The following is a 20,265-nucleotide window of genomic DNA, read 5'->3' as shown; positions in this document are numbered from 1 at the left end:
TGTCGACGACGCGTCCGGGAACATCGGTCAGCCAGAGCGCCCCGTCAGGTGGCTTATCGCGGCGGCCAGCGACTGGAAGATGGATATACCCTTCAGCTCGATCCCGAGGGCGATCATGCGCTGCGCCATCGTGGGTCCCACGCCGACCAGGCACACGCGCGCTCCGAGCAGCCGCGTCGCCTGCGCCGTCTGCACCAGCGACCCCGCGGTCGCCGCGTCCACGAGCGGGACCCCGGTCACGTCGAGCACCACCCACCGGGCCCCCTCGCGCGAGACGCCCGCGAGCACCGCCTCCAGGATCTGCTGCGCCCTCGACGCGCCGATCGCGCCTATCAGCGAGATCAGGAGCACCCCGGGCAAGAGCGGGATGACCGGACAGCCGAGCTCCCGCACCGTGCTCGACAGCGCGCGCTCCCGCTCGTAGGCGGCGGCCAGCATGTCGCGCTCCGCCTGCAGCGCGGTCTCCAGCTCGTAACGCTCGAACGCCGCCGTGAGCAGCAGGGTCCACATGCTCACCGGCTGGAGGTTGTCCGCGAAGCTCTCGGTGCTCAGCCCGCCGAGCACCAGCGTCCCCCAGTCGCGCCGCCCGTTCACGATCGGGATCAGCACGAGGTAACCGTTCGGCTCGTCCGGCGAGGCGGCCTCGAACAGCGCCGGCGGCGGGAAGACGCCCGCCGGAACCCGCTGCCCCGCGAGCGCCTGATGGCCCGGCCCGACGGCGCTCAGGCTGTCGATGACGAGCTCGGGCCCGCCCGGGCCAGGATGCGCCGCCGGGAGCGCCAGGCACGCCACGCGCATCGAGGTATGTCGCAGCCACCCCAGGCGATCCTCGAGCCATGCCTGCTTCGACGCGAGGAGCATGCTCGTCTCCATGTTGACGCGGACCAGCCGCTCGAGGCTCTGCACGCTGCGGCGCTCCCACGCCGCGAGCGCCCGCTGCTGGGCGAGGCGCGCCCGATCGAGGAAGGTCGCCACCCGGAGCGCGGCGTCCGGCCCCGGAGCGAGGGCGAGCTGCTGCGCGGCGGCCCGCTCGATCCGCTTCACGATCGCGAGGAGGACCTCGATCCTGTCGCTGTACGCGACCGCGGCGCCGAACGCGCGCTCGAGCGCCGTCACGTCCGGCAGCTCCGCCCCGGTCAGCGCCGCGTCGAGGCTCCGCACGACCCCCTCGACCTCCGGCCAGACGAGGGGGGCCTCTTCGAGCGGCGACGGCATCCCCCCCGCGAGCACGTCGTTCAGCTGCCGGCAGAGGCCTCGCCGCCAGTCGTCGGTGGGCCCGACCGGCCCCGCGTGCAGCGCGGCGTCCCACGCGGCGCCGCCGCCGCACGAGCGCCGCAGCACCAGCTCGGCGGGGATGCGGGTCACGAGCCGATCCAGAGCACGGCCCTCGAGCAGATCGGCGAGCCGCTGCACGGCCATGCTCCCGAGGAGCTCGGGGTTCTGCCGCATCGTGGTCAGCGGCGGGTCGCAGTGCTGCGCGGCGGTGATATCGTCGAACCCCACCACCGCGATGTCCTCGGGCACGCGGTAGCCGTGCGCCTGGATCGCGTTGATGGCGCCTATCGCCATCTCGTCGTTTCCCGCCACCAGCGCGGTGCAGAACTTGCCGTCGCGCTCGAGAACCCCGCGCAAGCGCTGCTCGGTGTAGAAGATCGTGCACTCGTCGAAGTCGGAGAGCAGGTTGAGATCGGTGTCGAGCCCGCGCGCGCGGAGCGCCTCATCGAACGCCGCGCCCCGCTCGATGAAGTCGCCGGATGACGACTTGCCGATGTAAGCGATCCGGCGGTGGCCGAGGCCGACGAGGTGATCGACCATCCGGTGGATCGAGCCGTGGTTCTCGGCCCGCACGACCGGACAGCGCGAGCCGAGCGCAGGCGCGCAGAAGATCACTGCCGGCCTTCCGTCGGAGATCAGCTCCTCCAGGCCGTCAATCGTGTACATCGCGATCCACCCGGCCACCCGGTCGAGGCCCACCCCGCGCTCGATCACGGCCCGAGGCGGCCCGTACATCAGGAGGAGCTCGTAGCCGCGCTCTCGCGCGGCGCGGTGCATGCCAGCGAATGCCCCGGCGTTGAAGGAGTTGTCGATGAAGACCGCCGCGACCCCGATCACATCCCGTGTCCGCTGGTCGACATGCCTCTCGCTCATCCCGGTCGTGTCCTCCCCCGTATCCGACGGGCGAGCCTATCACCGACCTTGACGAAGCAACTGGAGAACTTCGGCGCCAGGCCCGGGGCCGCTCGATCCGGCGCGACGCTCCCCGGTGCGCGCATGTAAATAATCCTGCACGGCCACGCCAGGACGGTCGATTTTACCGAGGCTTCTGCGCGACGTCGTGGGCGCGCTGACCATGGCTCGTTGGCTCGTGGGGAGCCCCACGCAGAGCGCGAGGCCGGCGGAGGGGCTCATCAGGGCACGGCGATCTCGCCGGGCAGGGCCGCCGGCCGTCCGCGCGAGCGCCTCCGTCAAGGCGCCTCTGTCAAGGCGCCTCTGTCAAGACGGCTGAGCGCGGGTGGGGTCGCGCGCCTCAGCGAGCGTGGCCGACAGGGAGCTGCGGGCCGATGCAGCCGCACCCGCACTCGCCGGAGAAGAGCGTCTCCGGCCGCGAGCAGGCGAAGTCGAGGAGCATGCACTCCATCGGATCTTTGGAGACATAGCGCACGTCCGGATCGCCCGGGTCCGGACAAGCCTCCGGCTCGGGGCTGATGCAGCCGCACCCGCACTCGTCATAGAAGAGCGTCTGTCCCTCCGCGCAGTAGAAGTCGATGAGGTGGCACTCCTCGATATCGTGCGACACGTAGCGGACGCTCGGATCGCTCGGGTCCGGGCAAGCCGCCGGCTCAGGGCTGATGCAGCCGCACCCGCACTCATTGGAGAAGAACCTGTCCGGCGGCGAGCAATCGAAGTCGATGACGGCGCACTCTCTCGGGTCGTGAGAGACATAGAGGACCTTCGGGTCGCTCGGATCCGGGCAGGCCTGCGGCGCAGGGCCGATACAACCGCACCCGCACTCGACGGAGAACGGCTTCTGCTCTGGCCCACAGGCGAAATCAACGCCGGGGCACTCCGGCTCGCGAGACACGTAATGAACGTCGGGATCCTGCGGATCCGGGCAGCTCCCGCCGCCGCCGCCCGGCGAGGGGCCGCACCCGAGCTGTCCGACGATCGAGGAGGCCGCAAGGAACAACAAGGCATAGAGTCGCATGTTCGTCTCCAGTTCTTTCTTCGAGAGGGTTGATCCGTGAAGATGCACCTCCCCCTCGGGGCCCACCTCGGGCCCCCGGGGAGGAGCGAGAGCTCGGGCCGGGTTCAGGGAGCGTCGCGGGCGAAGAGCGTCACCGCCCGCCGGGAGACCTCCGGAGAAGAGACCTCGACGAGCAGCACCTCCTCGCGCGCGGCGTCCTCGACCGGCTGGAACACGACGCGGACCTCGGTGGCCTCCCCGGCCTCGAGGACCACGGGCGCCGTCGCTCCCTCCAGGAGGACCCCGGGCGCCGGCGCGCGCAGCGCGATCGCGTCGATCGCGAGCGGCGCGGCGCAGGTGTGCACGAGCCGGAGGGCGCGGCTCACCGCCGCGCCGGCGGCGGTCGCGGGCAAGGCGAGCTCCGGCTCGACCTGGAAGCAGTCGGCGAGCGGGCGGGGCGCGCGCTCGAGGACGCCGCTCTCGACGACGAGATCCGCCGGCTCGGAGCGGGCCGCGCCGCGCCGCGCCTGGACGCGCAGCTCGTCCCCTCGGACGGCGCCGATCTGAAGCGCGAAGCTCCCGTCGTCCGCGACCGGCGCGACCACCGGCGGCCCGGCGCCGTCGAGGTTCACCGCCCAGACGAGCTCGGCGTCCTTCACGCTCCCGGGCCCGCCGGCGAGCTCCAGCTCCACCGGCGCGCCGTCGCACCCGTCGCAGAACGCGCCGACGAGGTCCCCGGCGAGCGCCGGCGCGGAGGGCGGCTCCGGGATGGGGTTCACCCCGCACCCGGCGACACAGGCAACGAGAAGAACCGCGAGCCAGCGCATCAGGCCTCCATCCCGTCGAACGCGGTTCATCGTCTCGACATCCTGTTCAACGTCCTTTTCAACGGCCGTGCCAGCGCGTTCGCGGGGCAAATCGCGGGAATTCTGGCCGATTGTTGTACCATTCTGTACCATCTTGTACCGATGGTACATGACGGCCTTGCGCCAGGCGCCGTGGTCGACGGCCGCTACGACGTCGTGCGCGCGCTCGGGCGAGGCGGGCTCGGCTCGGTGGTCGAGGCGCGCGATCGGCTCTTCGATCGCGACGTCGCGCTGAAGTCGCTGCGCTTCGACTCCGCGGGCGCGACCGAGGCGTTCCGGCGGGAGTTCTCGCTGCTCTCGGCCTGCGCGCACCCGCGCCTCCCGCGCGCGTACGACTTCGCCCGGACGACGTGCGGCGGCGCGCCGCTCACGTACACAACGGCGGAGCTCATCCGGGGCCGGACGCTGGCCGAGCACACCGGCGGACAGGCCTTCGGCGCGGCCCTGCCCGTCCTGCTCGACGCGCTCGACGCGCTCGGGTGGCTTCACGGCGCGGGCATCGTCCACGGCGACTTCAAGCCCGAGAACGTGCTCGTGCGGGACGACGGCGCGGGCGTGCTCATCGACCTCAGCGCGGCGCGGCGGATGCGCGCCGAGGCGGGGGAGCTCTCGGGCACGGCGCGGTACTTCGCGCCCGAGCTCCTCCGGGGGGCCCCACCGAGCGCGCGCTCGGATCTCTTCGCGGTGGGGCGGACGCTCGAGGCCCTGTTCCCGCTCCTCTCCGGGGCGCCGCCCGTCGCCCTGCGCCGCCTCGCCGGGCGGCTCACCGCGGAGGATCCGGGCAGCCGGCCCTCCGGCGTCGAGGAGGTCCTGGAGGCCCTCTCCGCCGGCGGCGTGCCGCGGCGCGCGCCCGCCGTCGTGAGCGAGCCGGGCGAGATCGTGGGCCGGGAGCGCGAGGTCGAGGCGTTCGGCGCGGCGCTCGCGGCGCTGCTCCGCGGCGAGCGCGGGCCGCGCGCCGTGGTGATCACGGGCGAGGAGGGCGCCGGCAAGTCGCGGCTGTTCCGCGAGCTGAAGTGGCGCGCGCAGCTCAGCGCGCCCGTCTTCGAGGGCGCGCCCCGCGGCGAGGATCCGCTCCGCGCGCTGCTGCTCCGCGCGCTCGGCCGCCCCGCGCTCCCGGCCGGCGTCGACGCGCTGCTCGGCGCCCGCAGCGAGCTCGCGGGGGCCGGGCGGCCGGCCAACGTTCTGCACACGAAGAAAATTGCGCTCACAGCGAATTTACCGAAGGCGCCGTTTGCGCCGCGCGGACCGCTCGTGCTCGCCATCGACGACGCCGACCGCCTGGGCGCGCCCGACCGGGCGCTGCTCGAGGCGCTCGTGCGGTCGGCCGAGCCGACCGACGCCCTCCTCTGGCTCGTCGCCTCCGCCGAGCGGCTCGACGTGGCTGGCGGCGCGGTCGTCGAGCTGCCGCTCGGCCCGCTCGGCGAGGCGGCGGTCCGGGTGTGGACGGCGCCCCTGGCCACGGCGGCGCGCGTGTCGGATCTCCTGCGGGCGAGCGGCGGCCGCCCGCGCGCGCTCAAGGAGATCTGCGCCGCCCTGGGGCAGCGCAGCCTGAGCGAGGCGGAGCTCGATCGGTGCGTGACCACGACGGGCACCCCGGAGCTCTGGCGCCGGCGCCTCAACGCCCTCGCCCCCGCGGAGGCGCGCGCGCTCGCGGCGCTCGCGGTCGCGGACCCGCTCGGGCCCGAGGCCGCCGCGGCGCTCGGCGTGGGGCGCGCGGCGCTCGACGCGCTCGAGGCCGCGGGGCTCGCGCGGCTCGACGGCGAGGGGTTCCGCCTCGGCCAGCCCGGACAGGCGCGGGCGCTGCTGCCCTGGCTCGACGCGGGCGCCGTGCGCGAGGTCGCGCGGGCGATGGCGGACCACCTCGCCGGCGAGGGCGAGGCGGCGCTCGCCCCGGCGCTCCGCAGCCGGCGCGCCGCGGACCGGGCGAGGGCGCTCGTCCTGGCGGGCGATCACGAGGCGGCGCGGCGGGCGCTCGCCGCGTCCGAGCCGATGTTCGAGTGGGCGCCGCGCGCCTGGGTGCGCGCGGCGGACGCCGCCTGCGAGGTCCTGCCAGCGCCGCGGACGCTCGTGGCCGCGGCGTCCGCGCTCGAGGCGGCCGGCGACCCGAGGCGCGCGCTCTCGCTGCTCGCGCGGGCGAGGCGCGCCCGGCCGCCGGCCGACGTCGGCGCCGAGCTCTCGTACCGGGCGGCGCGCTGCTACGAGAAGCTCGGCAAGGTCGAGCGGGCGCTCGGGCAGCTCGAGCGCGCGAGGACGCTCTCGCCCGGGCCGCCGGGCGCGCGGCTCGCGAGCCTCTCGGCGCGCTGCCTGCTGCGCCTCGGCCGCTACGACGAGGCCCGGCGCGAGGCGCGCGACGCGCTCGCGGCGGGCGAGCTCGACGGCGCCCTCGCGCCGGGCCTCGCCGACGCCTCGTCCGCCGCCGAGCTCGCCGAGACGCTGGGCCTCGCGCTCGGGTACCTGGGCGACCAGGAGGGCGCGCTCCGGAGCCTCGCGCGCGCCGTCGCGCTGCGGCCCGCGTCGGGCTCGCCCCGCGCCCGCGCCCGGACGCTCAGCTACCATGCGCTCCACGCCTACCGCGCCGGGGACGCGGCCCTCGCGGCGCGCGGGTTCCAGGAGGCGCTCGACCTGGCCGAGGCGGAGGGCCTCGGCGACCTGCTCGCGACCGCCGCGCTGAACCTGGGGACGGCGCGGCACCAGCTCGGCGACTGGGGCGCGGCGCTGCGCTGCTACGAGCGCGGGCTGCGGGCGGCGATCGCCTTCGCCAAGGAGCGGACCGAGGCGACCCTGCGCTTCAACCTCGCCAAGATCCACGCGGACGTCGGCCTCCTCGAGCGGGCCGAGCTCGGCGTCGCGCGCCTGCGCGCGCCGCGCGCGCTCGAGGGCGCGAAGGTCCCCGACGAGATCGCCGCGGCGGCGCTCGGGCTCGCCGCCGAGATCGCCGCCGCGCGCGGCGCGCTCGGCGAGGCGGCGCGGCTGCTCGCTCAGGCCCGCGCCGGCCACGCGGCGCGCGGATCGAAGCGCGAGGCGTGCGAGGCGACGATCCACGCCGCCGAGGTCGCGCTCGCGGCGCAGGACAGGGCCGCGGCGGGCGACCGGCTGGCCGAGGCCGCGGCGCTGCTCCGTGAGACCGACGCGGCGGACCTCGCGCTGCGCCACGCGACGGCGGGCGCGGAGCTCGCGCTGGCCCTCGGCGACGCGGACGCGGCCCTGAGGGAGGTGCAGCGGGGCGCGGGCCTCGTGGCGCAGGTGGCGCAGCTCGAGCTCCACGCGAAGCACGAGGAGGTGTCCGCCGAGGTGCTCGGCCGCAGGGCGGCGGCGGCGCTGGCCGAGCGGCACCGCACGGCCGCGATCGAGTGCTGGGAGCGCATCGGGAGCACGCTCCCGGCGGAGCTCGCCGAGGCCTTCTGGCGGCACCCCCGGCGGGCCGCGCTCCGCGGCGGGCCCGCGCGGGTGGCGAGCGCGGGCAGCGCCCGCATGGAGCTCGTGCTGAGGCTCCTCGAGATCAACCGGCGCCTGAGCTCGACGCTCGACGCGGAGGAGGTGCTCCGCCTCGCCATGGACGCGGCCATCGAGCTGACCGGCGCCGAGCGGGGGTTCGTGATCCTCGCGTCGCGCCCGTCCTCGCCGGACGACCGAGGGAAGGCCAGGCTCGAGGTCGCTGTCGCGCGGAACCTCGACCGCGAGCGCGTCGGCAAGAGCCAGCTCAAGTTCAGCCACGGGATCGCCAAGCGGGTGGTCGAGCGCGGGGAGGCGGTGCTCACGGTCGACGCGCTGGCCGACGAGCGGTTCCACGGCAACGCGTCGGTGCACGCCCTGCGGCTCCGGTCGATCGTGTGCGTGCCGATCCGCGCGCACGGCGCGGTGCTCGGCGCCGTCTACCTCGACAACCGGTTCCAGCGCGGCAAGTTCGCGGAGGGCGACGCGGATCTACTCGGCGCCTTCGCGGACCAGATCGCTGTCGCGCTGCACAACGGCAGGCTGATGGCCGAGCTCAGGGACCGCACCCGGGCCCTGGAGGAGGAGCAGCGCCGGGTCGCGGAGCTCATGCGCTCGCAGGCCGACGAGATCGAGCGGCTCTCGCACGAGCTCGAGCGGACCCGCGCGGACGCGCGCCGCGATTTCCCGGAGATCGCGGGGAGGAGCGCCCCGATGCGCGCCGTGCTCGCGCTCTGCGAGCGCGTGGCGGAGAGCGACGTGACGGTGACGGTGACGGGCGAGAGCGGCACGGGCAAGGAGCTCGTCGCGCGCGCCATCCACGCGGGCGGGCCCCGGCGGGAGGGGCCGTTCGTGGCGGTGAGCTGCGCCGCGCTGCCCGAGGCGCTGCTCGAGTCGGAGCTCTTCGGCCACGTGAAGGGCGCCTTCACCGGCGCCGTCCGGGATCACGGCGGCCTGTTCCCGTCGGCGCGGGGCGGCACGCTGTTCCTCGACGAGCTCGGGGAGATGCCGGTCGGCGTGCAGGCGAAGCTGCTCCGCGCGCTCCAGGAGCGCTCGATCCGCCCGGTGGGGTCGGACCGGAGCCTCTCGGTCGCCGACGTGCGGGTCGTCTGCGCGACGAACCGGGATCTGCGGGAGGAGGTCGCCCGGGGGCGCTTTCGCGAGGATCTCTACTACCGGGTCAGCGTCATCGAGATCCGCTTGCCGCCGCTCCGCGAGCGGCCGGACGACATCCCGGCGATCGCGCAGGCGATCGTCGAGAAGCTCGCGGCGCGCCAGGGCCGCCCGGCCTTCCGGCTGTCGCGGGGGGCGCTCCGACGGCTCATGTCGTACGGCTGGCCCGGCAACGTGAGGCAGCTCGAGAACGTCCTCTCGCGCGCGTGCGTGCTCGCGCCGGGCCCCGAGATCGGCCCGGCCGACCTCCAGCTGCCGGCGGCGGCGCCCGCGCCGCGATCCCGGTCGCGCGCGGACTACCGGGGCGCCGAGGCGGAGCGGATCCGCGCCGCGCTCGATCTCGCCCGCTGGAACGTGTGCGAGGTGTCGCGGAGCCTCGGGATCCCGAGGACGACGCTGTACCGGAAGCTCGCCCGGCACGGGCTGCTGCGCCGGGAATGAGCGCCGGCACGTCGCGCGATCGTATCGCATCCCGGAAGAAGCTTTGAAGGACCGAGCCCCGCGTCGCTCTCATCCTCCTCGCGAGCTCCTCGCTTCGCGAAGCCACGAGCTGGCCATGAAGTCACGTCGACGGAGGGCGTCAAACCGCAGCTTGTCAGAGCGCTGGGTGCCTCATCGTGCCTGCAGCTGATGTCGTCGAGAATCTCGGATTTCAACGCAAAGACGCAAAAGCGCAAAGAGGCGGAGAGAATGACCGAGAATCAGATAGCCAAGGTCGTCGTCGACGCAGCGATCGAGGTGCATCGTACCCTTCAATCCCAGACGCGCACCACCATGAGCCCCAGGCTCGACCGCTTCCCCACCGCCACGATGCGACCGTCGCGCTGGACGGCGACGGCGTAGAGGTGGTTGGTCTCCGGATGGTCGTTCAGCACGACGGCGCCCGAGGCGCCGAACCCGACATCCCGCGTGCCGTCCGGCAGGAGCCGGAGGATCGAGGCCGTGATGCCCGAGGCCACGGTGCCCCCTGCGACCGCGCCGAGGATCTTGCCATCCGCCTGGAGAGCGACGCCCCGGCCTCGGACATAGTGCGCGTCACCCGCGCTCCCGCGCACAAGGCCGCTCCCGCCGAACGTCGAGTCCGCCGAGCCGTCCGCGTTGAACCGCGCGAATGTCCACTCGTTCACGCCGTCGAGCGCATAGCCCACGAGGACCGGCTTGCCGTCGCTCCCGAGGGCGAGATCTGTATCGTTGTACGGTGTCCGATCGAGGTAGGCGATGCCGCCCGTTCCGAAGCCCGCATCGAGCACCCCGTCGCGATCGAGCCGCGCCGCCAGGAAGGCGGGGCCCTGGGGCCGCTCCGTCCCTCCGACGATGATGTTGTCGTCCGCGGCGAGCGCGACGGAGTGCAGCGGGCGCTCGTCCAGCGAGAAGATGCCCGAGCCGCCGAACGCCCTGTCGGCGTCGCCCGTGGGCGAGAACCTCACGACGATGCCGCGGTTGCCCGAGATCCCGACGCCGACAGCGATGATCGCGCCGTCGCTCTGGACCGCGACGTCGAACCCCTCCGAGCCGCTGATCCAGCCAGGATCGAGCCTCGCGACCCCGCTCGCCCCGAAGGCCTGATCGACGCCGCCGCTCGCGTTGAACCGGACGACCGAGAGCTGGGCGTTCCGCGTCCCCACCGCCAGGATGCGCCCATCCGGCTGGAGCGCCAGCGACGCGACCGATCCCTCCTGGCCGACGACGAGGCCGCCTGTGCCGAACTCGGGATCCAGCGCGCCGCTCGGCAGGAAGCGCGCGAGCCCCCAGGTGTCTCCGTCGACCCCGGCGACGACGATCCTGCCGTCCTCCTGGACGACGACGGCGCGCGCCTCGTGGGCCGTCCCGCTGGTGGCGATTCCATCTCCATCGAACGACTGGTCGAGCGTCCCCGGCGGGTCGGCGACGAGGAGAGCGACCGGCGCCACACGGTCCTCCAGCCCGGGCGCGCTGGCCACGAGCGAGGGCGCGGCGCCGCCGACCGTGGCGAGCGGATCCGCGGCCAGCGTGAGCACGCCGGTGGTCTCGTCGCCCGGGACCACGACCGGGCCCGCCGTGACCCCGCCCGGCAGATCCGCCAGCGAGAGCTCGACCTCACCCGCGAAGTCGCTCGATCGCGTGACGGTGACCGTGAGGTCCGCCGAGCCGCCGCGCACCACGCGCGTCGCCGCCGGGTCGAGCGCGATCGAGAAGCCCGCCTGGGGCATCCCGCCCCCGCTGCCGGACGCAGGCCCGCCGCCGCTCCCACCTTCGCCTGACGCGGCGCCGCCATCACCGCCGTCACCGCCGGCGCCGTTGCCCCCGGCGCCCCCGGCGCCGTCGCGCGAGACATCGTGAATGCCGAGGATCCCCTGGCAGCCGAGCGCGAGGCAGGCGGCGGCCGCGCCCGCGAGGCAGGCTGCGCGCGCGAGCCGGACACTTCGGGCTGGCCGGGCCAGCGCGCGCTTCTGCGCGAACGGGAGGATCATTGGCGAGAGGCTATCACGCCGGCTCCGCGCCGGACGCAGCGCCGCGGCGGCGCCGGCGGTCACGCGCTCGTGGAGCCAGGCGGCCCGCACTGTACATTCGTTCATCCATCTGCTAGCCGACAGGCATGCGCTCCCGCAAGGCCGCCGCCGTCGTCGTCGAAGAGCTGCCGCCCGACGACGACGAGCCCGTCGACGCGATCCCACCCGACGACACCGCGGCGGACGAGGCGTTCTCCGCCGCAGGAGGGCCGCCCTCGCTCGATCGGATCTGCATCGACTGCGGCAGCAGCGGCGGCGCGCACGACAGCTGCGCGCACCGCGAGCGCGCCCGCTTCCACGCGCCGCCGCGCGCCGCGATCGAGCTCGTCGCGCGCCTGCGCCGGGCCGCCGCCGAGCACCGGGCCGCCGCCCGCGCCCTCCGCGCCCTGGTCACCGCCGAGCACGCGCGCGGCCGCGCCGAGCTGGAGAGGGCCGAGCCGGAGCCGGTCGAGCCATCGGTGCCCGAGGCGGCGCCGGAGCCGCCCGCTCCGCCCCGGCCCGCCGCCGCGCCGGAGCCGGACGGGCTCCTGTCGGCGCTCTGCCCGCGCTGCGCCGAGCGGACCGAGGCAGCGCCGGCCGAGCCGGACGTCGGGGCGCCGCCGCGCCGGCCGAAGCGCAAGGGGCGGGTGCCCCTCGAGCAGCAGGCATTCCCGTTCACGGGCGACCCCGAGCAACGCTCGCCGCACGGCGCGTGAGCCCCGGTCACGTCTCCGCTGTGATCCCGCTGCCGGGTAGTGCTCAAATTTCAACATGAAGGCGGGAAGGCGGGAAGGCCGGAAGGCGGGAAGAAAAGCTCAATGATCTTCCCGCCTTCATGTGAACTCTCTCCGGGCAAATGTGAGCACTACCCGCCGCCGACCGGCATGACGCACGCGCGCGTTCCATGCTAAACGTACCTGTTTATGACGGCGGCGCGGCGGAATGCCGGTGCTGGGGACAACCGAGGATTCTGCCACCATGTCGCTCGATAGAGCCATCGGCCTCATGTGCCACGACATCTGGGGCACGTATTTCTGCGAGGTGCTCGGCGGTATCCAGTCGGCCGCAGGGCGCTCCGGATATCGCGTGATCGCCGTCAAGTCGTCGCCGCGAGACGTTCACCGGCTGAAGCTCGCGCGGGACCAGATCGACGGGTGGATCGCCCTGATCGATCCGACGGACATCGAGCTCTTCCTCGACGACGGCCGGCCGGTCGTGACCCTCAGCGCGCGCTCCAGGGACGGGCGCTGCCCGTACGTCCTGCCCGACAACCACGGCGGCGCCCTGGCGGCCGTGCGTCACCTGATCGAGCACGGGCACAGGCGGATCGTCTTCGCGGGCAACATGGCGCACGAGGATATCCGGCAGCGCTTCCAGGCGTACCGCGATGCGCTCGAGGAGCGCGGGATCCCGTTCGATCCCGCCCTCGTCTTCGAGCTCCCGAACAACGAGAGGGTGAGCGGGCGGTTCGCCGCGCAACGCCTCGTCGAATCGGGCATGTCCTGCACCGCGATGTTCGTGGCCACCGACCAGGGGGCGCTCGGGGCCATCGACGCGCTCTCCGAGGCGGGCGTCCGCGTCCCCGAGGACCTCGCCCTCGTCGGGTTCGACGACATCGAGGCGGCCAGGTACACCTCTCCGCCGCTGACCACGGTCCGCCAGCGCTTCGACTGGATCGGCAGGACGGCCGCCCAGCTGCTCATCGATCTCCTCGCTGGACGGGATGTCCCGAGCGCGGGGCACATCGCGCCGACGCTCCTTGTCGTGCGCCGCTCGTGCGGCTGCTCGCCCGCCCCGGAGCAGCCCGAGGCGCCCGCGTCGGCCGAGGGCGCCGCGGACCAGGCCGACACGCTCGCTCGCGAGCTTGTCGCTCTCGCCACCTTCTCGTCGGCGCCCGACCGGAGCGCGCCGCCGACCGATACCTGGCCTGGCGTGACGGACGTGGTCCTCGGGCTCGAGGCGGCCGTCCAGGGGAGGCCAGGCCCCCCTCCGGCGGCGCTGGAGCGGGCATGGCGGGAGGCCGCGGAGCAGATGCCCCATATCGACCTGCTCCTGGCGATCATCGACCGGCTGGAGCAAGCGGGCCAGTCGATGCTCCGCGGCGCCGGGGACGCCGCCGCGAAGCGGCGCGTCACGGGGTACATCCGGAGGGCCCGCCACGACATGATGGAAGGCCGGGTGGCGATCGAAGCGACCCGCGCCGATTACCTGAACAGCCTCCTCGACATCAACCTCGTTGTCCGGGAGACGCTCTTGGAGCACGCCGACAACGGCGGGAGCAAGCTGAGCTGGCTCTCCGCGGTGCAGATGAGCTGGGGCTGCCTCGCCGTGTGGGAAGAGCCCGGGGACGCCGGTCCCATGCTGCGGATCGTCGAGAGCTCCTGCCCCGGCACGCCGATCGCCTCGCCGGCGGCGGACACGCGCATTGCGACGGCGGAGTTCCCGCGCGGCGGCTGGCTGCCTGCCGCCGTCCAGGTCGACGGCGACCACGTCATCCGGCTCATCCCGCTCCGCAGCCAGGGCGAGGATCGCGGCGTCCTGGCCATCTGCGCTCCGGTGAGCAGCCCGCTCGGGCTGGATCACCGGGACATGGACATGTGGGTGGCGATGCTCACCGCGACATTCGAGCGCGCGTCGCTCATCGAGTCGCTGATCGAGCAGGAGAAGCAGACGCGCGCCGCCTACGAGCGCGAGCGCGCCCTCGCCGACGCCGTGCGCCGGCTCGGGTGCCCGGTCATCCCGCTCGACAAGGGGGTGCTGCTCGTGCCGCTCGTCGGGGCCATCGATCTGGAGCGCGCGAGCCACGTGCTCGAGGTGGTGCTCGCGGAGCTCAGCCGCCAGGAAGCCGAGGTGTTGCTGATGGATATCACCGGCGTGCCCTTCGCCGACATGCAGGTCGCAGCGTCGCTGAGGAAGACGACCCGCGCCGCCCTCCTGCTCGGCGCCGAGGTCATCGTCGTGGGGATGCGGCCGCAGGTCGCGCAGGAGTTCACCCAGCTCGGCATCGACCTCGAGGGGATGACGCTTTACCCGACCGTCGCCAGCGCGCTCTCGGCGCTGCGCCGCAGGCGACAGCCGATCACCGGACCACGGATGCCACATGCCTGAGCCGCCGCCCGGCAGCGTCCGGCGCTCCCGGAGCGGCCGCCTGCGCAGCGGACCGGCGCTGACCTCGCCGTGCATGGGTCCACATTGTCGTTGACCTGATCGCGCCGGGTAGAGGAGGCTGCCTCCGGAGGAGCAAGCCATGTCGAACCTTGTACGTCTGTCCGCCGCGACAGCGCTCGCGGCCGTCGCGATGCACGTCGGCGTGCTCGTCACCAGCACCAGCGGGTGCGGAGGCGGTGAGTGCGACGAGGATCCCATCGAGTGCAGCACCACCGACGATTGCCCCTTCTGGGTCGTCCGGTGCAACGGCGGGTTCACAGGGCGCGCTGGGCAGTGTACAGCCGACGGCTGTTGCCTGCGTTCCATCGATGTATGCTTGGCAGTCTGCGACTCGTTCGAACAGAAAGTCGAGAGCTGCTTGCAAGCCCGATGAGCTCACCCCGCCGTCGGGATCCGAACGGCAGGCGCGCGCTCGGCTCCTCTACGACGCCTCCACGTCTGGCTCCGCCGCCCCTGCCCCGCGGGCCCGCGCGCCGCGCTCGCCTTCGCCGGGTGCGCGGCGCGGCGCGCGCGGCTTGCTCCGACTGACGCCCACCCGCCGCACGAACGAGAGGAACTGCCCGAGCGTGGGCGAGGCGTCGTCGGCGCGCCACGCGACGAGGAGGACCGTCGACGGCGCGCCCACGATCGGCCGCAGCGCGAGCCCTCTGCGTCGGATATTCTTGATGGATTCCGGTAGGATAGAGACGCCGAAGCCCGCCGCCACGAGGCTCAGGATGTCGAGGTGCAGCGCCTCCTGCACGATGCGCGGAGAGAAGCCCGCCTCGCGGCAGAGCCCCATCACCAGGTCGAAGAAGGCCGACCCGCGCTGGCGCGGGAACACGACGAACGGCTCGTGCGACAGGAGCTCGAGCGGGATGCGCTTGTGCCCCGCGAGCGGGTGATCCGCCGGCAGGGCGACCAGGAGCGACTCGCGGCGGACGCACTCGGAGGCGAGCCGGGCGTCGTTGAGCGGCGCCCGCACGAACCCGACGTCGATGCGCCCGTCCTTGAGCGCGTCGATCTGCTCCTGCGGTGGCATCTCGCGGAGCGCGAGCTCCACCGACGGGAAGTCCGTGCGAAAGGCGCGGACCAGCTCGGTGATGCCGCTGTAGGCGAGCGACGACAGGTACCCGACCACGAGGCGCCCGGTCTCGCCGACGCTCGCGCGCCTGGCCTCGTGCACCGCGAGCTCGAGCGCGTCGAAGACCCGCCGGACGTGGGCGAGGAAGACCGCGCCCGCCGGCGTCAGCTCCACCCGCCGCCGCGAGCGATCGAAGAGCGAGAACCCGAGCTCGGACTCGAGATCCTGGATTTGCCGGCTCAGCGGGGGCTGGGCGATGCCGAGCCGCTGCGCCGCGCGGCCGAAATGCCGCTCCTCGGCGACGGCCGTGAAGTACCGGAGGTGGCGCAGATCCATACCTTGAAGGTATCGTGTGATACGAAATAATAGATTGGACGAACGTCAGGGGCACCCTAAATGCGACGCCTGCCCTCCGGGCGCCGCCCCGGCCGGGGCGCTCCGGCGGGGGACGGGAAATGGCCCATGTGGCTCGTCCGGATCGCGCTGCAACGCACGTACACGTTCATCGTGATGTCGATGCTCATCGTCATCCTGGGCGTGTTCACCATCACCCGGATGCCGACGGACATCTTCCCCGACATCGACATCCCGGTCCTGTCCGTCATCTTCAACTACGGCGGCCTCCCTCCCGAGGAGATGGAGAAGCGCATCGTCAACAACTACGAGCGCTTCCTGACGACCACGGTCAACGACATCGACCACATCGAGAGCCAGTCGCTCACCGGCATCGCGATCATCAAGATCTTCCTCCAGCCGGGCGCCAGCATCGAGGCCGCCACCGCGCAGGTCACGGCGGTCTCGCAGACCGCCATCCGCATGATGCCGCCCGGCATCAGCCCGCCGCTCATCATCCGTTACAGCGCCTCGAGCGTGCCCATCCTCCAGGCCGCGCTCGAGAGCGAGTCGCTGAGCGAGCAGCAGCTCTTCGATTACGCGGTCAACTTCATCCGCGCCGACATCGCCACGATCCGGGGCACGCAGATCCCCTGGCCCTACGGCGGCAAGCAGCGCCAGATCATGGTCGACATCGACCCGCAGCGCCTCTTCGCCTGGGGGCTGTCGCCGCGCGACGTGAACGCCGCGCTCGGGCTGCAGAACGTCATCCTGCCCTCCGGCACGGCGAAGATGGGGGAGAACGAGTACCCCGTCCTCATGAACAGCAGCCCCGAGGCCTTCGAGGACCTCGGCAAGCTGCCGCTCAAGACCGTCAACGGGACGACCGTGTACCTCCGCGACGTCGCGAGCGTCCGCGACGGGAACGCGCCGCAGACGAACATGGTGCACGTGGAGGGCAAGCGCAGCGTGCTCCTGAGCATCCTCAAGAACGGGAGCGCGAGCACGCTCGACGTCACCTCGCGCATCCACGCGATGCTGCCGGCCACGCTGGAGAAGCTCCCGAAGGAGCTCAAGGTCTCGCTGCTCTTCGATCAGTCGGTGTTCGTGCGCGCGGCGGTCGACGGGGTCGTGCACGAGGCGCTCATCGCCGCGGGGCTCACCGCGCTCATGATCCTGCTGTTCCTCGGGAGCTGGCGCAGCACGCTCATCGTCGTCCTCAGCATCCCGCTCTCGATCCTCGTCTCGATCATCGCCCTCAACGCCCTGGGCCACACGCTCAACGTGATGACGCTCGGCGGGATGGCGCTCGCGGTCGGCATCCTCGTCGACGACGCGACCGTGTCCATCGAGAACATCCACCGCCACCTGGGGCAGCGGAAGCCGTTCATCCGGGCCATCGTCGACGGGGCGCAGGAGATCGCCCTCCCGGCGCTCGTCTCCACCCTCTGCATCTGCATCGTCTTCGTGCCGGTGGTCTTCATCACCGGCGCCGCGAAGTCGCTCTTCGTGCCGATGGCCATGGCGGTCGTCTTCGCCATGCTCATGTCGTACTTCCTGTCGCGGACGCTCGTCCCGACCCTCGTACGCCTGTTGCTCGAGCGCGAGGCGGCGGAGCACGCCAGCGGCCATGGCCCGGAGGGGACGGCGAACGCGAAGAGCCTCTTCGGGCGCGTCTTCGCCGCGTTCAACCGCGCCTTCGACCGGCTGCGGGCGGCGTACGGCGGGTGGCTCGCGTGGGCGCTCGCGCACCGCGCCGGGTTCGTCGGGGCGTTCCTTGTGTTCGTCGCCGCCTCGGTCGCGCTGATCCCGCTCCTCGGCCGCGACTTCTTCCCGACCGTCGACGCCGGGCTCATCAAGCTCCACGTGCGCGGCCCGGCGGGCACCCGCCTCGAGGAGAGCGAGCGGCGCTTCGCCCAGATCCAGGAGACCATCCGCGAGGTGATCCCGCCGGGCGAGATCCGCACGATGCTCGACAACCTCGGGATCCCGGCGAGCGGCATCAACCTGTCGCTGAGCGAGGGCGCGCAGATCTCGTCGGCCGACGGGCAGATCTTCATCGCGCTCGAGGAGCACCACCAGCCGACCGCCGACTATGTCCGGAAGCTCCGCGCGAAGCTCAACGCGACGTACCCCGAGTCGACGTTCTTCTTCCTCGCCCCCGACATCTCGACGCAGGTGCTGAACTTCGGCCTCGCGGCGCCGATCAACGTCCAGGTCGTGGGCCCGATCGGCAAGGAGGACGAGACCTACGCGGTCGCGCTGCGGATCGCCGACCGCATGGAGAAGATCCCCGGCGCGGTCGACGTCCACCTCGCGCAGGTGCCGGCGAGGCCGCAGCTCCGCATCGACGTCGACCGCACCATGGCCGACCAGATGGGGCTCACCCAGCGCGACGTGGCGAGCGACGTCCTGGTCTCGCTCTCGTCGAGCGGGCAGACGTCGCCGACCTACTGGCTCGACAAGCGCGGCGTGCAGTACCTCGTCGCCGTGCAGACGCCCCAGTACGCGATCGGCTCCATCGACGACCTGAACGCGACGCCGCTGTCGAGCGGCGACGGCCGCCCCCAGCTCCTGTCGAACGTCGCGTCGCTGTCGCGCACGACAGGGCCGGCGAACATCACCCACTACAACGTCGCGAGGACGTTCGACGTCCAGGCGAACGTCGACGGCACCGACCTCGGCTCGGTCGCGGGCGCGGTCGCGCGCGTCGTCGACGAGCTCAGGCCCGAGATGCCGCGCGGGACCAAGGTGACCATCAAGGGGCAGGCGGAGAGCATGGACTCCTCGTTCACCGGGCTCGGCTACGGGCTCCTCTTCGCGGTCGTGCTCGTCTACCTGCTGATGGTCGTCAACTTCCAGTCGTGGCTCGACCCGCTGATCATCCTGATGGCGCTCCCGGGCGCGGTGGCGGGCATCGCGTGGATGCTCTTCGTGACGCACACGACGCTGAGCGTGCCCGCGCTCATGGGGTCGATCATGTGCGTCGGCGTCGCCACGGCCAACAGCATCCTCGTCGTGACGTTCGCGAACGAGCAGCGCAAGCTGGGCCGCGACGCGGGCACCGCGGCGCTCGCCGCGGGCATGACGCGCCTGCGGCCGGTGCTCATGACGGCGCTCGCGATGATCTTCGGCATGCTGCCCATGTCGCTCGGCGTCGGCGAGGGCGGCGAGCAGAACGCCCCGCTGGGCCGCGCGGTCATCGGCGGCCTGCTCGTCGCGACGCTGAGCACGCTCTTCTTCGTGCCGGTGATGTACAGCCTCCTCCGGAACAAGGCCCCGGCCCGAGACCTGCTCGCAGAGGACCTATGAGCCCCCCCGACCCTGCTCTTGCCCCCGCTCCGCCCCCGGGCCCTCCCGCCGACGATCTCGGCTTCGATCTGCCGCCGCCCGCCGCGATGACACGGACGCGCGGCGTCGCCCTCGGCGTGGGCCTCGTCGTCGTGCTCGGGGCCGCGTTCGCCGCGGCCTACCTGCCCCGCCGGAGCGCCCGCGCGGCGCTCGAGGAGGGCGTGCGGGCCACCGAGGGCGCCGCCCCGCGCGTCGTGGTCGTCGCGCCGCAGCCTGTGTCGAGCGACAGGGCGCTCGCCCTGCCGGGGAGCATCCAGCCCCTCGAGGAGACGGTCGTCTACCCGCGCGTGAGCGGCTACGTGCGGAGGTGGGCCGTGGACCTCGGCGACAGGGTCGAGGAGGGGCAGGTCCTCGCCGAGATCGACACGCCCGAGCTCGATCAGGAGCTCGCGCAGGCCCGCGCGCAGCTCGTTCAGGCGAGCGCAGGCCTCGTGCAGGCGCAGGCGAGCCGCGACCTGTCGCGGTCGAGCGTGAAGCGCTACGAGCAGCTCGTCCCCGCGGGGGTGGCGCCGCAGGAGGAGCTCGAGGAGCGGCAGGGGCAGGCGCACGTCGCCGAGGCGGGCGTCACCGTGGCGCAGGCGGCGATCACCGCGCAGAAGGCGAGCATCCAGCGCCTCCTGGATCTCAAGAAGTTCGCGAAGATCGTCGCGCCGTTCGCGGGGACGGTCACCTCGCGGACGATCGAGCGCGGGGCGCTGGTCACCGCGGGCAACGGGACGCCGCTCTTCCGGATCGCCGCGACCGACCCCGTGCGCGTCTTCGTGGGCGTCCCGCAGGACGTCGCGCCCAGCGTGCGGGTCGACGCGCCCGCGAAGGTCACGGTGCGCGAGTTCGCGGCGCAGCCGTTCCAGGGCACGATCGCGCGCACGGCCGGCGCGCTCGACGCGGCGACGCGGACGATGAACACGGAGGTGCGGGTGCCGAACCCTGACGGGCGGCTCCTCGCGGGCATGTACGCCGAGGTCGCGCTGACCTTGTCCACGCCGCACCGCGTGCTCGAGATCCCGGCGACGGCGCTCTACAACGACGCCAAGGGGCTCCGCGTGGCCGTCGTGGAGGCCGGGGGCAAGATCCGCTTCGCGCCCATCACCGTCGGGCGCGACACGGGCGCGACGATCCACGTGTCGACGGGGCTCGACGGGAGCGAGCGCATCGTGAAGCTCGCGAGCGCGGAGCTGACCGACGGGATGGCGGTCGAGGTCGTGCCGTGACGCCCCGGGAGGGGCT

General features: G+C 73.1%; 11 protein-coding genes. 6 read left to right on the top strand and 5 right to left on the bottom strand.

The window, feature by feature from the left end; translation table 11 throughout:
- Positions 1-27 precede the first annotated feature (27 nt).
- The 3 genes from WMF28_RS07180 to WMF28_RS07170 all read right to left on the bottom strand — a co-directional run bounded on the left by WMF28_RS07180 (position 28) and on the right by WMF28_RS07170 (position 4,041).
- Positions 28-2,148 carry a substrate-binding domain-containing protein gene (locus tag WMF28_RS07180; RefSeq protein ID WP_437601339.1) on the bottom strand — a complete coding sequence of 707 codons (2,121 nt, stop codon included), beginning with the start codon at positions 2,146-2,148 and terminating at the stop codon, positions 28-30.
- A 379-nt stretch (positions 2,149-2,527) separates the two neighbouring features.
- Complete coding sequence (locus tag WMF28_RS07175; RefSeq protein ID WP_437601338.1) at positions 2,528-3,205, bottom strand: hypothetical protein; 678 nt, start codon at positions 3,203-3,205, stop codon at positions 2,528-2,530.
- Between the two features lie 104 nt (positions 3,206-3,309).
- Positions 3,310-4,041, bottom strand: a complete 732-nt coding sequence (locus WMF28_RS07170; RefSeq protein ID WP_437601337.1) for a hypothetical protein — start codon at positions 4,039-4,041, stop codon at positions 3,310-3,312.
- A 111-nt stretch (positions 4,042-4,152) separates the two neighbouring features.
- On the opposite strand from WMF28_RS07170, the gene WMF28_RS07165 reads away from it, so the two are divergent.
- On the top strand, positions 4,153-9,096 hold the full coding sequence (locus WMF28_RS07165; RefSeq protein ID WP_437601336.1) for a sigma 54-interacting transcriptional regulator: 4,944 nt from the start codon (positions 4,153-4,155) through the stop codon (positions 9,094-9,096).
- Positions 9,097-9,407: 311 nt separating this feature from the next.
- On the opposite strand, the gene WMF28_RS07160 is transcribed toward WMF28_RS07165, so the two are convergent.
- Positions 9,408-11,210: a hypothetical protein gene (locus WMF28_RS07160; protein ID WP_437601335.1), complete on the bottom strand. Its 1,803-nt coding sequence runs from the start codon at positions 11,208-11,210 to the stop codon at positions 9,408-9,410.
- Positions 11,211-11,230: 20 nt separating this feature from the next.
- Here WMF28_RS07160 and WMF28_RS07155 point away from each other — a divergent pair, with 20 nt between their 5' ends.
- From WMF28_RS07155 to WMF28_RS07145, 3 genes are all read left to right on the top strand, one after another.
- The gene (locus WMF28_RS07155; RefSeq protein WP_437601334.1) at positions 11,231-11,839 is read left to right on the top strand and encodes a hypothetical protein; all 609 of its coding nucleotides are present in this window, start codon (positions 11,231-11,233) and stop codon (positions 11,837-11,839) included.
- Positions 11,840-12,101: 262 nt separating this feature from the next.
- Positions 12,102-14,231, top strand: a complete 2,130-nt coding sequence (locus WMF28_RS07150; protein ID WP_437601333.1) for a substrate-binding domain-containing protein — start codon at positions 12,102-12,104, stop codon at positions 14,229-14,231.
- A gap of 139 nt (positions 14,232-14,370) precedes the next feature.
- On the top strand, positions 14,371-14,664 hold the full coding sequence (locus tag WMF28_RS07145; protein WP_437601332.1) for a hypothetical protein: 294 nt from the start codon (positions 14,371-14,373) through the stop codon (positions 14,662-14,664).
- A 48-nt stretch (positions 14,665-14,712) separates the two neighbouring features.
- On the opposite strand, the gene WMF28_RS07140 is transcribed toward WMF28_RS07145, so the two are convergent.
- Positions 14,713-15,690 (bottom strand): LysR substrate-binding domain-containing protein, encoded by a 978-nt coding sequence (locus tag WMF28_RS07140; protein WP_437601330.1) that lies wholly within the window; start codon positions 15,688-15,690, stop codon positions 14,713-14,715.
- 126 nt (positions 15,691-15,816) lie between these two features.
- On the opposite strand from WMF28_RS07140, the gene WMF28_RS07135 reads away from it, so the two are divergent.
- Together WMF28_RS07135 and WMF28_RS07130 are read left to right on the top strand one after the other, a co-directional pair.
- Positions 15,817-18,999, top strand: a complete 3,183-nt coding sequence (locus tag WMF28_RS07135) for an efflux RND transporter permease subunit (protein WP_437601329.1) — start codon at positions 15,817-15,819, stop codon at positions 18,997-18,999.
- On the top strand, positions 18,996-20,249 hold the full coding sequence (locus WMF28_RS07130; RefSeq protein ID WP_437601327.1) for an efflux RND transporter periplasmic adaptor subunit: 1,254 nt from the start codon (positions 18,996-18,998) through the stop codon (positions 20,247-20,249). The genes WMF28_RS07135 and WMF28_RS07130 overlap by 4 nt, the downstream gene beginning before the upstream one ends.
- Positions 20,250-20,265: the final 16 nt, after the last annotated feature.

Source organism: Sorangium sp. So ce590 (genome assembly GCF_051521365.1).
Taxonomy (GTDB): Bacteria; Myxococcota_A; Polyangia; order Polyangiales; family Polyangiaceae; genus Sorangium.
Note: the sequence above shows the minus strand (reverse complement) of the source record. Positions and strands in the feature narration are given on the sequence as shown.

Coding starts and splice junctions, on each gene's coding strand:
- WMF28_RS07180 (WP_437601339.1), bottom strand. CDS start 2,148: ATGAGCGAGAGGCATGTCGACCAGCGGACACGGGATGTGATCGGGGTC.
- WMF28_RS07130 (WP_437601327.1), top strand. CDS start 18,996: ATGAGCCCCCCCGACCCTGCTCTTGCCCCCGCTCCGCCCCCGGGCCCT.
- WMF28_RS07140 (WP_437601330.1), bottom strand. CDS start 15,690: ATGGATCTGCGCCACCTCCGGTACTTCACGGCCGTCGCCGAGGAGCGG.
- WMF28_RS07170 (WP_437601337.1), bottom strand. CDS start 4,041: ATGAACCGCGTTCGACGGGATGGAGGCCTGATGCGCTGGCTCGCGGTT.
- WMF28_RS07175 (WP_437601338.1), bottom strand. CDS start 3,205: ATGCGACTCTATGCCTTGTTGTTCCTTGCGGCCTCCTCGATCGTCGGA.
- WMF28_RS07160 (WP_437601335.1), bottom strand. CDS start 11,210: ATGAACGAATGTACAGTGCGGGCCGCCTGGCTCCACGAGCGCGTGACC.
- WMF28_RS07135 (WP_437601329.1), top strand. CDS start 15,817: ATGTGGCTCGTCCGGATCGCGCTGCAACGCACGTACACGTTCATCGTG.
- WMF28_RS07150 (WP_437601333.1), top strand. CDS start 12,102: ATGTCGCTCGATAGAGCCATCGGCCTCATGTGCCACGACATCTGGGGC.
- WMF28_RS07145 (WP_437601332.1), top strand. CDS start 14,371: ATGTCGAACCTTGTACGTCTGTCCGCCGCGACAGCGCTCGCGGCCGTC.
- WMF28_RS07165 (WP_437601336.1), top strand. CDS start 4,153: ATGGTACATGACGGCCTTGCGCCAGGCGCCGTGGTCGACGGCCGCTAC.
- WMF28_RS07155 (WP_437601334.1), top strand. CDS start 11,231: ATGCGCTCCCGCAAGGCCGCCGCCGTCGTCGTCGAAGAGCTGCCGCCC.